Raw genomic sequence first — 14,158 nt, 5'->3', positions numbered from 1 at the left:
GACCGGCCACCCGCCGCTGTGTGGCCTGGCGATGACGTCTGCCCAGATTCAGGCGCTCGCCTTCTTTTCCTCTCGACTGACCATCGCGGTCCAAGCCCACTCCGTTAGCCAGGTCGCCAAGACCACGCGATCGGGTGAGCCGGACCGCCGACGCCCAAGGAGGCGGCCAGCCGTGACCCGCCACAGCCCGACCAAGCCGAACAACCCGGCCGACGAGCAAGGCCTGTATTCGGCGCAACACGAGCACGACGCGTGCGGCGTTGCCTTCGTCGCCGACCTCGCCGGACGGCGAGATCACAGAATCGTGCGCAAGGCTCTGGTCGCGCTGCGCAATCTCGAGCATCGCGGCGCGCGGGGGGCCGAGCAGGAAACCGGTGACGGCGCGGGCATCCTGATCCAGGTCCCCGACGCCTTCTACCGGGAAGTGGTGGATTTCCGCCTGCCCGAGGCCGGCGGCTACGCGGTCGGCACGGCCTTCCTGCCGACCGACGCCCAGGCCCGCGGCCGCGCCATGAGCGCCATCGAAGGCATCGCCGCCGAAGAGGGCATGCGTGTGCTCGGCTGGCGCGAACTCCCGGTCGAGCCCGACGGCGTCGGGGCGACCGCGCTGTCCACCATGCCGCACTTCACGCAACTCTTCCTCGCTCCCCGTGACGAACGCGTCACCGGTCTGGCCCTGGAGCGCGCCGCCTTCTGCGTACGCAAGCGGGCCGAACACGCGCTGGCCGACGAGGACGTGTACTTCCCGAGCCTGTCCTCGCGCACCATCGTCTACAAAGGAATGCTCACCGAGCCCCAGGTCGAGCGGTTCTTCCCCGACCTGACCGACGAGCGTGTGACGAGCGCGATCGGCCTGGTGCACTCGCGGTTCTCCACGAACACCTTCCCGTCGTGGCCGCTGGCCCACCCGTACCGCTACGTCGCGCACAACGGTGAGATCAACACCCTGCGCGGCAACCGGAACTGGATGGACGCTCGCGAGTCGATGCTGTCCACCGATCTGATCCACGGGGACCTCAAGCGCGTCTTCCCGATCATCACGCGGGGCGCGAGCGACTCGGCGAGCTTCGACGAGGTGCTGGAACTGCTGCACCTCGGTGGCCGCAGCCTGCCGCACGCGGTGCTGATGATGATCCCCGAGGCGTGGGAGAACCACGAGGAGATGGATCCGGCGCGCCGCGCCTTCTACGAGTTCCACTCCTGCCTGATGGAACCGTGGGACGGGCCCGCGCTGGTGTCGTTCACCGACGGCACCCAGATCGGCGCGGTGCTGGACCGCAACGGCCTGCGCCCCGCGCGGTACTGGGTGACCGAGGACGGGCTGGTCGTGCTGGCCAGCGAGGTCGGCGTGCTCGACATCGACCCGTCCGCGATCGTGCGCAAGGGCCGGCTGGAGCCGGGCCGGATGTTCCTGGTGGACACCGCCCAGGGCCGCATCATCGACGACCAGGAGATCAAGGGCGCGCTGGCCGCCGAACACCCCTACGGCGAATGGATCACCGCCGGGCTGGTGCACCTGGAGGAACTGCCCGAGCGTGAGCGCGAGGTGCCCACGCACGCGTCGCTGGTACGGCGGCAGCAGGCCTTCGGCTACACCGAGGAGGAGCTCGAAACCCTGCTCGAACCGATGGCCCGCACCGCCGCGGAGCCGATCGGCTCGATGGGCAACGACTCGCCGCTGGCCCCGTTGTCGAGCCGCCCGCGGCAGATCTTCGACTACTTCAGCCAGCTGTTCGCCCAGGTGACCAACCCGCCGCTGGACGCCATCCGCGAGGAGCTGGTCACCTCGCTGGGCACCCAGCTCGGCGCCGAGCCGAACCTGCTGGAGGCCGGGCCGGAGCACGCCCGCAAGATCGTGCTGCCCTTCCCCGTGCTGGACAACGACGAGCTGGCCAAGCTCGTGCACATCAACGACGACGGCGAGCTGCCCGAGTTCCAGGCGGTCACCGTGTCCGGCCTGTACGAAGTGGACGGTGGCGGCGAGGCGCTGCTGCACCGGCTGGACGAGATCCGGGCGGAGGTGTCCGAGGCGATCGCCGACGGCGCGCGCCTGATCGTGCTGTCCGACCGCGGCGTGGACGAAAGGCGTGCGGCGATCCCGTCGCTGCTGCTCACCGGCGCCGTGCACCACCACCTGGTCCGGGAGAAGACCCGCACCCAGGTCGGTCTCGTGGTCGAGGCCGCCGACGCCCGCGAGGTGCACCACATCGCGCTGCTCATCGGCTACGGCGTGGCCGCGGTCAACCCGTACCTGGCGATGGCCACCGTCGAGGAACTGGCCGCCCAGGGCAGGATCGGTGACGTCACCCCGAAGCAGGCCACCCGGAACCTGATCAAGGCGCTGGGCAAGGGTGTGCGCAAGACCATGTCGAAGATGGGTGTGTCCACTGTGGCCTCCTACACCGGCGCCCAGATCTTCGAGGCCATCGGGCTCGGCAAGGAGGTCATCGACACCTGCTTCGCGGGCACCACCTCACGGCTGGGCGGCGTCGGGTTCGACACGCTGGCCGAGGAGGTGCGGCAGCGGCACGCCAAGGCGTTCCCGCGCGACGGCATGCGGCCGAGCCACCGCGAGCTGGAGACCGGCGCGGACTACCAGTGGCGGCGCGAGGGCGAACCGCACCTGTTCAACCCGCACACCATCTTCAAGCTGCAGCACTCGACGCGCTCCGGGAAGTACGAGATCTTCAAGGAGTACACCCGCGCCGTCGACGACCAGGCCGAGAAGCTGATGACGCTGCGCGGTCTGTTCGAGTTCCGCGAGGGTGTGCGGCCGCCGGTGCCCATCGAGGAGGTCGAGCCGGTCTCCGAGATCGTGAAGCGGTTCGCCACCGGCGCGATCTCCTACGGGTCGATCTCCCAGGAGATGCACCAGACGCTGGCGATCGCGATGAACCGGCTGGGCGGCAAGTCCAACACCGGTGAGGGCGGCGAAGACCCGGAACGGCTTTACGACCCGGAGCGCCGCAGCGCGGTCAAGCAGGTCGCGAGTGGACGGTTCGGGGTGACCAGCGAGTACCTGGTCAACGCCGACGACATCCAGATCAAGATGGCGCAGGGCGCCAAGCCCGGTGAGGGTGGCCAGCTGCCCGGCGCGAAGGTGTACCCGTGGATCGCCAAGACCCGGTACTCCACGCCGGGGGTGGGGCTGATCTCGCCGCCGCCGCACCACGACATCTACTCCATCGAGGACCTGGCGCAGCTCATCCACGACCTGAAGAACGCCAACCCGGCCGCCCGCATCCACGTGAAGCTGGTGTCCGAGGTCGGTGTCGGCACGGTCGCGGCTGGCGTGTCCAAGGCGCATGCGGACGTGGTGCTCATCTCCGGGCACGACGGCGGCACCGGCGCCTCGCCGCTGTCGTCGATCAAGCACGCGGGCGGGCCGTGGGAGCTCGGCCTGGCCGAGACGCAGCAGACCCTGCTGCGCAACCGCCTGCGCGACCGCATCGTCGTGCAGACCGACGGCCAGCTCAAGACCGGCCGGGACGTGGTGATCGCCGCGCTGCTCGGCGCGGAGGAGTTCGGCTTCGCGACCGCCCCGCTGGTGGTGTCGGGCTGCATCATGATGCGCGTCTGCCACCTCGACACCTGTCCGGTGGGCGTGGCCACGCAGAACCCGAAGCTGCGCGAGAAGTTCAGCGGCAAGGCCGACTACGTGGTGAACTTCTTCGAGTTCATCGCGCAGGAGGTGCGCGAGTACCTGGCGAAGCTGGGCTTCCGGTCCATCGAGGAGGCCGTCGGGCACGCCGAACTGCTGGACAAGCGGCGCGCGGTCGAGCACTGGAAGGCCGCGGGCCTGGACCTGACGCCGATCTTCCACGTGCCCGACCTGGAGCCGCGTGCGGCGCGGCACCAGGTGGTGGCCCAGGACCACGGGCTGGAGAAGGCGCTGGACAACACGCTCATCCAGCTCGCCGAGGGCGCGCTGTCCTCCGGCGACAAGGTGCGGCTGGAACTGCCGGTCCGCAACGTGAACCGGACCGTGGGAACCATGCTCGGCTCGGAGCTGACCAAGCGCTGGGGCGGCGAGGGTCTGCCGGACGACACGATCGAGGTGACGTTCACCGGCACCGCGGGCCAGTCCTTCGGCGCCTTCGTGCCGCGCGGCATCACGCTGCGCCTGTTCGGTGACGCCAACGACTACGTTGGCAAGGGCCTGTCCGGTGGACGGATCGTCGTCCGGCCGAGCCGGGACGCGCGGTTCGCCGCCGAGGAGCACATCATCGCGGGCAACGTGATCGGCTATGGCGCCACCTCGGGCGAGATCTTCCTGCGCGGCAAGGTGGGCGAGCGGTTCTGTGTGCGCAACTCCGGCGCGCTGGCCGTGGTGGAAGGCGTCGGCGACCACGCGTGCGAGTACATGACGGGCGGGCGCGTGGTGGTGCTCGGCGGCATCGGGCGGAACTTCGCGGCCGGGATGTCCGGCGGCGTCGCCTATGTCCTCGACCTGCCCGCGCTGCGGGTCAACCGCGAGATGGTGGACATCGACCCGCTGGACGACGAGGACACCGAGTTCCTGCGGGACGCGGTGGAACGGCACTACGCCGAAACCGATTCCGCGGTGGCGCGCGCGCTGCTGGCGGACTGGGACGTGGCCGTGACCCGGTTCGGGAAGGTCATGCCCAAGGACTACAAGCGCGTGCTGCAGGCTCAAGCCGCCGCTGAGCGCGATGGACGTGATGTGAACGAGGCAATCATGGAGGCCGCACATGGCTGACCCCAAGGGTTTTCTGACCACCAAGCGGGAGACCCCGACGAGCCGGCCGGTCGACCTGCGCCTCCTGGACTGGCGCGAGGTCTACCAGGACTTCCCGTCGAACAGGCTGGAAAAGCAGGCCGGTCGCTGCATGGACTGCGGCGTCCCGTTCTGCCACCAGGGCTGTCCGCTGGGGAACCTGATCCCCGAGTGGAACACCCTGGTGTGGAGCCAGGACTGGCGGGACGCGATCGAACGGCTGCACGCGACCAACAACTTCCCGGAGTTCACCGGGACGTTGTGCCCGGCGCCGTGTGAAACCGCTTGCGTGCTCGGGATCAACGACGACCCGGTGACGATCAAGCGGGTGGAGATCTCGATCGTGGACCGGGCCTGGGACGAGGGCTGGATCACGCCGCAGCCGCCCGAGGTGCGCACCGGCAAGAAGGTCGCCGTGGTCGGGTCCGGCCCGGCGGGCCTTGCCGCCGCACAGCAGTTGACCCGGGCCGGGCACGACGTCGTCGTGTTCGAACGGGCGGACGCGATCGGCGGCCTGCTGCGCTACGGCATCCCCGAGTTCAAGATGGAGAAGCGGCGGCTGGACCGTCGGCTGGACCAGATGCGCGCCGAGGGGACGCAGTTCCGGACGGGCGTGAACGTCGGCGTCGACATCACCGTCGAGCAGTTGCGGGCGGAGCACGACGCGGTCGTCCTCGCCGGTGGCGCGACGGCGTGGCGGGACCTGCCCGTGCCCGGCCGCGAGCTGTCCGGCATCTACCAGGCGATGGAGTACCTGCCCGGTGCGAACCGGGTCGCCTCGGGGGCGCTGGCCGAGCCGCCGGTCACCGCGGCGGGCAAGCATGTGGTGGTCATCGGTGGCGGTGACACCGGTGCCGACTGCGTCGGCACCGCGCACCGGCAGGGCGCCGCTTCGGTGACGCAGCTGGAGATCATGCCGCGGCCGCCGCAGTCGCGTTCGGACGCACACCCGTGGCCGACCTACCCGATGATCTACCGGGTGTCCTCGGCGCACGAGGAGGGCGGCGAACGCCTGTACTCGGTGAACACGCAGGAGTTCCTCGCCGACGGCGAGGGGAACGTGCGGGCGCTGAACCTCGTCGAGGTGCGCAACGAGGGCGGCCGGTTCGTCCCGGTGGAGGGCACCGAACGGGAACTGCCCGCCCAGCTGGTGCTGCTCGCGATGGGCTTCGTCGGCCCGCAGCGGGAAGGCCTGCTGGAGGAGCTGGGCGTGGAACTCGACGCGAGGGGCAACGTCGCCCGCGACGGCCGGTTCCACACCAGCGTGGACGGCGTGTTCGTGGCCGGGGACATGGGCCGCGGGCAGTCGCTGATCGTGTGGGCGATCGCGGAGGGCCGCTCCGCGGCCGCCGCGGTGGACAAGCACCTCACCTCGCGTGAGCTGCTGCCCGCCCCCATCGCCCCCACCGACCGCCCGATCGCCTGACGATCGCCTCACCACGGAGCCCCTGGCCGTCTCGCGGCCAGGGGCTCCCTGCATTCAGGCCCGACCGTGAGGGGGTGCGGGTTGCCGTGAAGGGCCCCTAATGGGGTCGATACGACTGTGAAGGGACCCTTCACGGCCTTTGACGGGGACCAGGAGAGCGCGGGGTCAGAGGGTGGGCAGGGTGGTGGGGGCGCCGTGGGTGGCGAGGTGCAGGAGGGCCCGGGTGTCGAGGTGTTCGGCCACGGCGTCGGCGAGGCGGTCGAGCATCGACTCCCGGAGCGCGGCGAAACCGGGCGCGCCGGGCACGGGCGCCCAGGCCACCCCGGCCTGTGCCGCCGCCTCCGCCAGCCAGGCACGCCGGAACCCGTCGTTGTCGAGGGTGCCGTGCCAGGTCGTGCCCCACACCGGGCCGCGCCGCCAGCCGTCGAGGAACGGTTCCGCCTCGCCCCGCAGCGTCGCCGACCCGTGGTGGATTTCGTACGCGGCGACCTCGTGGTCCCGCCAGCGCCCCACCGGGCGGCCGAGCACCTTCTCCTCGGCGAAGGTCACCACGGTCGGCAGCAGCCCGAGGCCGCGCACCACCCCGGCACCGGATTCGATGTCGTCGTGGATTTCCCCGGCCAGCATCTGGTAGCCGCCGCAGATGCCCAGCACCGGCCGTCCCGCCCCGACCCGGCGGGCGAGCGCGCCGTCGAGCCCGCGCTCCCGCAGCCAGCGCAGATCGTCCACCGTGGCCCGGCTGCCGGGCAGGACCACGAGGTCGCTCGAGCGCACCACGTCGGGGTCGGCGGTGAGGCTCACCGAGACACCGGGTTCGGCGGCCAGTGCGTCGAGGTCGGTGGCGTTCGACGCGCGCGGGAAGCGCACCACGGCGACGCGCAGCGTCCCGCCCTGCTGCTCACCGGCCCAGCCCGCCATCGCCAGCGCGTCCTCGGAGTCGATCCACACCCGGTCCAGCCACGGCAGTACCCCGAGCACCGGACGGCCGGTCAGCTCGCTCAGCCGGTCGAGGCCGGGGCGCAGCAGACCGGCATCCCCCCGGAACTTGTTGACGATCCAGCCGGCCAGCAGCGCCTGGTCCTCGGGTTCGAGGAGGGCCTGCGTCCCGTACATCGCGGCCAGCACCCCGCCGCGGTCGATGTCGCCGACCACCAGCACCGGCAGGCCGAACCGCCGCGCCAGGCCCATGTTGACGTAGTCGCCCGCCCGCAGGTTGATCTCCGCGGGACTGCCCGCCCCCTCGCACACGACCAGGTCGAACCGGCCGCTCAGCTCGGTGTAGGTGTCGAACGCGAGTTGCGCCAGTCCGGCCCGCCCGGTGGCGTACTCGCCCGCCTGGAGCACCCCGGCGGGCTTGCCGAGGGCGATCACGTGACTGCGGTGGTCACTGCCCGGTTTGAGCAGGACGGGATTCATCGCCGCTTCGGGCTCCACGCCCGCCGCACGGGCCTGCAACCATTGCGCACGCCCGATTTCGGCACCATCGGCGCAGACCATGGAGTTGTTCGACATGTTCTGCGCCTTGAACGGGGCGACGCGCAGGCCCTGCCGGGCCAGCCAGCGGCAGATCCCGGCGGTGACGAGGCTCTTGCCGGCGTCGGAGGTGGTACCGGCGATCAGCAGTCCGGTCATCGGGCCAGCACCGCCACGGCGAGCGCGACCGCACCGACCGCCCGCGACAGGGTCACCGAGCGGCGCAGGTCAGCGGGCCCCGGTGCCGGGCCGTCCCCGAGCGTGCCCCGGTCCTCGATCCGGTCGCCGTACCGGTTGACGCCGCCGAGCCGGATGTCCATCGCTCCGGCGAAGGCGGCCTCGACCTGGCCCGCGTTGGGGCTGGGATGCCGGGAGGCATCGCGCCGCCACACGCGCCAAGCGCGCCCGGGCCGTCCCCCCACCAGCGGTGCGCAGCAGACGGCGGCGAGCGCGCCGAGCCGTGCGGGCAGCAGGTTCGCGAGGTCGTCCGCGCGCGCCGAGGCCCAGCCGAACCGCTCGTACCGGGGTGAACGATGCCCGACCATCGCGTCGAGCGTGTTGAGCGCCCGGTAGCCGAGCAGGCCGGGGATGCCGGCCACCGCACCCCAGAACAGCGGGGCGACCACGGCGTCCGACGTGTTCTCGGCGATCGATTCGGTGGCGGCGCGGGCGAGTTCGCCGGTGCCCAGGTTCGCCGCGTCCCGGCCGCACAGATGGGACAGGCGGTGCCGCGCGCCGGGAAGGTCACCGGATTCCAGCAGGCGCGCCATCGCCGCGCCCTCCCCGGCCAGGCCGCGGCCGCCGAGCACCGCCCAGGTGGCCAGTGCGGTCACCGCGATCCGGGCCCTCGGACGCCGGGCTGTGGCGGCCCGCGCGGCCACCCCGAGCCCGGTGGCGGCACCGGCGCAGACGACCGCGTACACGGCGCCACTGGGCCGCGAATCGGCCCACAGGCGGCGCTGGAGCGCTTCGGCGGCCCGGCCGAACAGCGCGACCGGGTGCCCGCGGCGCGGATCGCCGAACAGGCGGTCCAGCAGATAACCGGCGGCGAGACCCCGCGCTGTCAACGATCTTGCATACACCACGCACGGGACGGTAGCGCTTGCACGACAATGCCGGGTATGACCAAGCTGACCCTGCGCCTCGCCGCCGCTCTCGAAGGGGCCGCCCGGCGGCTCCGCCGGTACGGGCAAGATGACGCCAAGGTGCTCATCCTCGGTGGGGTGCGCTCGGGGAAATCGCGCCACGCCGAGCGCCTGATGAGCCATCATCCCGAGGTCGTCTACGTGGCGCCCGGCTATCCGGCGAGCGCGGACGATCCCGAGTGGGCGGCGCGGATCGAGCGGCACCGGGCGCGGCGCCCGCCGAACTGGCGTACGGAGGAGACCGCCGATCTCGCTTCCACCGTGCGGAAGGCGTCCCGCCCGCTGCTGATCGACTGCCTGGGCACCTGGGTCAGCCGCGTGCTGGGCGAGGTCGGCGCCTGGGACCAGACCGAGGGCTGGGAACTGCGGCTCGACGAGCGGATGGAGGAGTTCCTCGCCGCGTGGGCGGCCGCGCACGTGCCGATCGTGGCGGTCAGCAACGAGGTCGGCATGGGTGTGGTGCCCGCAACGGTGTCCGGGCGCGTTTTTCGTGATGTGCTGGGCGCACTCAACAACCGGGTCGCCGCCGAGTCGGACAGCGTCCAGCTCGTGGTGGCCGGGCACCTCCTGCACCTCGGCGAAAGGTCCTTGTTGTGATCGAAATCCCGCTGCCCGACTCCGGAGCGCACGCGGACGCGCTGGCCCGGCTGGACGCGCTCGTCAAGCCTCTGGGCGCGCTCGGCAGGCTGGAGGAGCTCGCCGCCTGGCTGTGCGCGGCCCACGGCACGGTGCCGCCGCGCCCGCTGGACGACGTGCGGGTGGTGGTGTTCGCCGGGGACCACGGCGTGGCGGGAGCCTCCGCCGTTTCGGCGTACCCGAGGGAGATCACCGCGGCGATGGTGCGGGTGTTCCTCGCGGGCAAGAGCGGGGTGAACGTGCTCGCCGGCCAGGTGGGGGCCAGGGTCCGGGTGGTCGACATCGCGGTGGACGACGATCTCGACGGGGTTCCGGACGAGGTGCGGGCGTACAAGATCCGGCGCGGTTCCGGCGCCATAGACGTGGAGGACGCGCTCGAACCCGGTGAGGCGGAACGCGCTTTCGAAGCGGGGCGGGCGATCGCGGACGCGGAGATCGACGCCGGTGCCGACCTGCTGATCCCCGGTGACATGGGCATCGGCAACACGACGGTGGCTTCGGCGCTGGTCGCGGCCGTGCTCGGAGTTCCCGCCGAGGACGTGGTCGGCACCGGCACCGGGGTCGACGAGGCGGGGCGCGCGCGGAAGGTGGCGGTGGTCGAGGCGGCGCTCGCGCGGGCCGCGGACCGCACGGCCGAACCGTTCTCGCTGCTGACGGCGCTGGGCAGCGCGTGTGCCGCGGCGACCGCGGGTTTCCTGGTGCAGGGCGCGGCGCGGGGCGTGCCGGTGCTGCTGGACGGCGTGTACTCGGGGGCGGCGGCGCTGGTGGCCCGGGAGATCGCGCCGGACGCGGCGCGCTGGTGGCTGGCGGGGCACCGCTCCACCGAACCCTCGCAAGCGTTTGCGCTCAAGGCGCTGGGCCTTGCCCCGATCCTCGACCTCGGCCTGCGGCTGGGTGAGGGCAGCGGCGCGGTGCAGGCGGTGAGCACCCTGCGTGCGGCGCGGGCGATCATCGCCGAAATGGGCCTGCTGGCCGATCTCGCGTGAGGGCGGCGGATTCGCTGCGGATGGCGTTCGGCACCCTCACCACGGTGCCGGTGCCGCCGCCCCGGGCGATCGATCGCGCGGTCGCGGGCGGGGCGATGCTGCTCGCCCCGCTCGCCGCGCTGCCCCTCGCGGCCGCGGCGTGGCTCGTACTGGCGGGCGGGCACCTGCTCGGCTGGCCCGGCCTCGCGTCCGCCGGGCTGGCGATCGGGCTGGTCGCACTGGGCAGCCGGGGCCTGCACCTCGACGGCCTCGCCGACACCGCCGACGGCCTCGGCGCGTCCTACCACCGGGAACGGGCGCTGGAGATCATGCGCCGCGGGGATTCCGGCCCCACCGGGGTCGCCGCGCTGGTGCTCGTCCTGATCGTCCAATGTGGAGCTTTGACCGGGGGTGGCGCGGTCGCCGGAGCGCTCGGGGTGATCGCGGGGCGCTGCACGCTGTCGATGAGTTGTGCCCGCGGGGTGCCCTCCGCACGGCCGGAAGGGCTCGGCGCCACCGTCGCGGGTTCGGTCCGGATCCGGTGGGCGGCGCTGGTCTTCGTGCTCGCCGCGGGGCTTTCGGCGCTCGCGCCCGGGCTGCCGTGGTGGCGCGGCCCGGTGGCGGTCCTAGCGGCTTACGCGGCCGCGGGCGTGCTGCTGTGGCGTTGCGTGCGGCGCCTCGGCGGCATCACCGGCGACGTGCTGGGCGCCTGCGTCGAAGCGGGCACCGCCGCCGCCCTCCTCGCCCTCGCCTGAAGTGCCGCGCCCCCGTCGGAGGGGCTGGGGCGAGCCGTGAAGGGTCCCTTCACGGCACCCGGGGCAGCAGGGTGGCCAGGGTGTGCAGGAAAGCGGTGGTGACGGGTTCGGGGCGCACGGCGAGGCGGAGGTGGTCGCGGTCCAGGCCCGGGAAGGTGTCGCCGCGGCGCACCGCGTACCCCGCCTCCCGCAGCGCGAGGCGAAGGCGGTCGGCGCCGGGCACGCGCACCAGCACGAACGGCCCGCGCGGCTGTCCCGCCACCTCCACGTCCAGCGCACGGAGCCCGGCGACGAGGTGCTCGCGCTCCCGTTCCGCCTGGATGGCGAGTCCGTGCGCCTCGTCGAGCGCGGCGGTACGGCAGCACGCGACCACGGCCCGTGCGGCCGGGGTCGACACCGACCATGGCGGCTGCACCGCCGCCAGCCGCCGCACCACGGCGGGCTCGGCCAGCAGGTAGCCCGCGCGCAGACCGGCGATGCCCCAGGTCTTGGTCAGGCTGCGGATCACCACGAGCCCCGGAAGTGACTGTCCGGCAAGGGATTCCGGTTCCCCCGGCACGGCGTCGAGGAAGGCTTCGTCGATCACCAGCAGCCTGCCCGGCCGCGCCAGCGCCCTCAGCGTCGAGGCCGGGTGCAGGACGGAGGTGGGATTCGTCGGGTTGCCGACGAACACCAGTCCGGCGTCGGAGGGCACGAGCGCCGGGTCGAGCCGGTACGCCGGGCCGGGCAGCACCACGCGGCGCACCTCGTGCCCCGCGGCCCGCAGGGCCGCCTCGGGTTCGGTGAACTGCGGATGCACCACGACCGCGCGGCGATCGCCGAAAACCCTGGCCAGCAGGGTGAACGCCTCGGCGGCACCGGAGGTGACCAGCACCTCCGCCGCCGTGCGTCCGTGCCGCCGGGCGACGGCGGCGGCCGCCTCGCCCGGATCCGGGTAGGCGGCCAGTTCGGTCAGGCTGGCGGTGAGTTCGGCGACCAGCCAGTCCGGCGGCCTGGGCAGCCGCACGTTGACCGCCAGATCCACCAGCCCGGCCCCGACCTCGCGGTCGCCGTGGTGGTGCAGATCGTATTCAGTGTCCACGGGCGTGCACCGCGGCGGCGAAGGAACGGGCGAGCCCGGGATGACCGGCCCAGTGGACGTGCAGATAGGACGCGTGCAGGGTGGCCGAGGCGAATCCCTCGCCGGTGCCATCCCACTCCCAGGCCGGGGTTTCCCCTTGCCGCGGAAGGACTTCCGTGCGGTGGAACTCGTGCCCGGTGACCTGCTCACCGGCCCGGGCGAGCACCGTGTCCCGTGGGGCGGTGGCCCGGCGGTAGCCGAGCGCGCCCCGCTTGGTCATCCGCGCGACCGCGTCCACCGCGCCCACCATCGGCAGCCCGTCGAGCTCGCGGCACAGGTACAGCAGCCCGGCGCATTCGGCCACCACGGGCATGCCGGCCCGGATCGCCGCGGCCACCCCTTCGCGCAGCGAGGTGTTGTCCGACAGGGCTCCGGCGTGCACCTCGGGGAACCCCCCGCCGAAGTAGAGCCCGGCGCAGTCCTCGGGCAACTCCTTGTCGTGCAAGGGATCCAGGTCGACCACGTCGATGCCGTGGGAGTCGAGCAGCTCCACCGTTTCGGTGTAGCGGAAGGTGAAGGCCTCCCCGGCGGCCGCGACGACCACGCGGCGCGGCCCGGTCCAGGTCCCGTCCGGCCGCCAGGCCGTGCCGGAGAGCCGGGGCGCGGTGCGCGCCACCCGGACCACCGCCTCCAGGTCGACCCCGCCGGCGATCCACTCCGCGAGTCTCGGCAGCAGCTGCCGGGACTCCGCGCCGCGCTCCGCGGCGGGAACGAGACCCAGATGCCGGCTCGGTGCGTGGATGTCTTCGCTGCGGCGCAACGCGCCGAGCACCGGAATCCCGGTCGATACCAGTGCGGCCCGGATCTCGTCCTCGTGCCGCTGCGAACCGAGCTTGTTGAGGATCACCCCGGCGAGCGTGACGCGCGGGTCGTAGCGGGCGAAACCGAGCACGGTGGCGGCGACGCTGCGGCTGGCGGCACTCGCGTCCACCACGAGCACGACGGGCGCCTCCAGCAACCGGGCCACGTGCGCCGTGGAGGCGAAACCCTCGGTACCGAGCGCCCCGTCGAACAGCCCCATCACGCCCTCGATCACCGCGATCCCGGCGCCGTCGGCCCCGTGCAGCAACAGCGGCACGAGCAGATCTTCGCTCTGCAGAAAGGGATCCAGGTTGCGCGGCGGGCGCCCGGTGGCCAGCGCGTGGTAGCTCGGGTCGATGAAATCGGGGCCCACCTTGTGTCCCGAAACCACCAGTCCGCGCGCCCGCAGCGCCGCCATCAGCCCGGCCGCGACCGTGGTCTTGCCGTGTCCGGAGCCGGGGGCGGCGACGACCAGCCGGGCTACCATTCGATCCCTCGCTGCCCCTTCTGCCCCGCGTCCATCGGATGCTTGACCTTGGTCATCTCCACGACCAGGTCCGCGGCGTCGATCAGCGCGGGCGGCGCGTCGCGGCCGGTGATCACCACGTGCTGGCGCCCCGGGCGCTCACCGATCGCGGTGACCACGTCGTCCACGTCGATCCAGCCCCATTTGAGCGGGTAGGTGAACTCGTCGAGGACGTAGAAGTCGTGCCGTTCGGCGGCGAGCCTGCGCTTGATCTCCGCCCAGCCCTCGCGGGCCGCCGCGGCGTGGTCCTCCTCGGTACCCGCCTTGCGGGCCCAGCTCCAGCCCTCGCCCATCTTGTGCCACTCGACGGGCCCGCCCTGCCCGGTCGAGGCGTGCAGCTCCCCGAGCGCGCGGAAGGCCGACTCCTCGCCCACGCGCCATTTCGCGGACTTGACGAACTGGAACACCCCGATCGACCAGCCCTGGTTCCAGGCGCGTAGCGCCATCCCGAAGGCGGCGGTCGACTTTCCCTTCATCACGCCGGTGTGCACCGCGAACACCGGCCGGTTGCGGCGCTGGCGGGTGGTGAGCCCGTCCGACGGAACCACTTCGGGTTTCCCCTGCGGCATCAGG

At 72.5% G+C, this 14,158-nt stretch carries 10 protein-coding genes; 5 read left to right on the top strand and 5 right to left on the bottom strand.

Annotated features, from left to right (window positions below):
• Positions 1 to 172 precede the first annotated feature (172 nt).
• Both gltB and ORV05_RS04175 read left to right on the top strand, forming a co-directional pair.
• Positions 173 to 4,720: a glutamate synthase large subunit gene (gltB, locus tag ORV05_RS04180; RefSeq protein ID WP_268757126.1), complete on the top strand. Its 4,548-nt coding sequence runs from the start codon at positions 173 to 175 to the stop codon at positions 4,718 to 4,720.
• A complete protein-coding gene (locus ORV05_RS04175; RefSeq protein ID WP_268757125.1) occupies positions 4,713 to 6,164 on the top strand; it encodes a glutamate synthase subunit beta in 1,452 nt (483 codons plus the stop codon). The genes gltB and ORV05_RS04175 overlap by 8 nt, the downstream gene beginning before the upstream one ends.
• 165 nt (positions 6,165 to 6,329) lie before the next feature.
• Here the strand turns inward: ORV05_RS04175 and ORV05_RS04170 are convergent, their stop codons facing one another.
• Positions 6,330 to 7,796, bottom strand: coding sequence for a cobyric acid synthase (locus ORV05_RS04170; RefSeq protein ID WP_268757124.1), 1,467 nt, complete (start codon positions 7,794 to 7,796; stop codon positions 6,330 to 6,332).
• Positions 7,793 to 8,704: a cobalamin biosynthesis protein gene (locus ORV05_RS04165; protein WP_407652684.1), complete on the bottom strand. Its 912-nt coding sequence runs from the start codon at positions 8,702 to 8,704 to the stop codon at positions 7,793 to 7,795. The genes ORV05_RS04170 and ORV05_RS04165 overlap by 4 nt, the downstream gene beginning before the upstream one ends.
• Before the next feature lie 54 nt (positions 8,705 to 8,758).
• On the opposite strand from ORV05_RS04165, the gene cobU reads away from it, so the two are divergent.
• Genes cobU through ORV05_RS04150 form a run of 3 tightly spaced genes read left to right on the top strand, consistent with a single transcriptional unit; the run spans position 8,759 to position 11,138 of the window.
• On the top strand, positions 8,759 to 9,379 hold the full coding sequence (gene cobU, locus ORV05_RS04160; RefSeq protein WP_268757122.1) for a bifunctional adenosylcobinamide kinase/adenosylcobinamide-phosphate guanylyltransferase: 621 nt from the start codon (positions 8,759 to 8,761) through the stop codon (positions 9,377 to 9,379).
• Positions 9,379 to 10,404, top strand: coding sequence for a nicotinate-nucleotide--dimethylbenzimidazole phosphoribosyltransferase (cobT, locus tag ORV05_RS04155; RefSeq protein WP_407652770.1), 1,026 nt, complete (start codon positions 9,379 to 9,381; stop codon positions 10,402 to 10,404). The genes cobU and cobT overlap by 1 nt, the downstream gene beginning before the upstream one ends.
• A 20-nt stretch (positions 10,405 to 10,424) precedes the next feature.
• Positions 10,425 to 11,138 carry an adenosylcobinamide-GDP ribazoletransferase gene (locus ORV05_RS04150; RefSeq protein ID WP_268759693.1) on the top strand — a complete coding sequence of 238 codons (714 nt, stop codon included), beginning with the start codon at positions 10,425 to 10,427 and terminating at the stop codon, positions 11,136 to 11,138.
• Between the two features lie 49 nt (positions 11,139 to 11,187).
• On the opposite strand, the gene cobC is transcribed toward ORV05_RS04150, so the two are convergent.
• The 3 genes from cobC to cobO are packed head-to-tail and all read right to left on the bottom strand — an operon-like array spanning position 11,188 to position 14,154.
• Positions 11,188 to 12,219 carry an Rv2231c family pyridoxal phosphate-dependent protein CobC gene (cobC, locus tag ORV05_RS04145; RefSeq protein WP_268757120.1) on the bottom strand — a complete coding sequence of 344 codons (1,032 nt, stop codon included), beginning with the start codon at positions 12,217 to 12,219 and terminating at the stop codon, positions 11,188 to 11,190.
• A complete protein-coding gene (locus ORV05_RS04140) occupies positions 12,209 to 13,546 on the bottom strand; it encodes a cobyrinate a,c-diamide synthase (RefSeq protein WP_268757119.1) in 1,338 nt (445 codons plus the stop codon). Before ORV05_RS04140 ends, cobC begins: the two co-directional genes overlap by 11 nt.
• Positions 13,540 to 14,154 (bottom strand): cob(I)yrinic acid a,c-diamide adenosyltransferase, encoded by a 615-nt coding sequence (gene cobO / locus ORV05_RS04135; protein ID WP_268757118.1) that lies wholly within the window; start codon positions 14,152 to 14,154, stop codon positions 13,540 to 13,542. The genes ORV05_RS04140 and cobO overlap by 7 nt, the downstream gene beginning before the upstream one ends.
• Positions 14,155 to 14,158: the final 4 nt, after the last annotated feature.

This window comes from Amycolatopsis cynarae, from assembly GCF_026802195.1.
Lineage (GTDB): Bacteria > Actinomycetota > Actinomycetes > Mycobacteriales > Pseudonocardiaceae > Amycolatopsis_E > Amycolatopsis_E rhizosphaerae.
Note: the sequence above shows the minus strand (reverse complement) of the source record. Positions and strands in the feature narration are given on the sequence as shown.

What these genes read in the sequence shown, in the direction of transcription:
- cobO (WP_268757118.1), bottom strand. Translation starts at nt 14,154, where the DNA reads ATGCCGCAGGGGAAACCCGAAGTGGTTCCGTCGGACGGGCTCACCACC.
- ORV05_RS04150 (WP_268759693.1), top strand. Translation starts at nt 10,425, where the DNA reads ATGGCGTTCGGCACCCTCACCACGGTGCCGGTGCCGCCGCCCCGGGCG.
- ORV05_RS04175 (WP_268757125.1), top strand. Translation starts at nt 4,713, where the DNA reads ATGGCTGACCCCAAGGGTTTTCTGACCACCAAGCGGGAGACCCCGACG.
- ORV05_RS04140 (WP_268757119.1), bottom strand. Translation starts at nt 13,546, where the DNA reads ATGGTAGCCCGGCTGGTCGTCGCCGCCCCCGGCTCCGGACACGGCAAG.
- ORV05_RS04170 (WP_268757124.1), bottom strand. Translation starts at nt 7,796, where the DNA reads ATGACCGGACTGCTGATCGCCGGTACCACCTCCGACGCCGGCAAGAGC.
- cobU (WP_268757122.1), top strand. Translation starts at nt 8,759, where the DNA reads ATGACCAAGCTGACCCTGCGCCTCGCCGCCGCTCTCGAAGGGGCCGCC.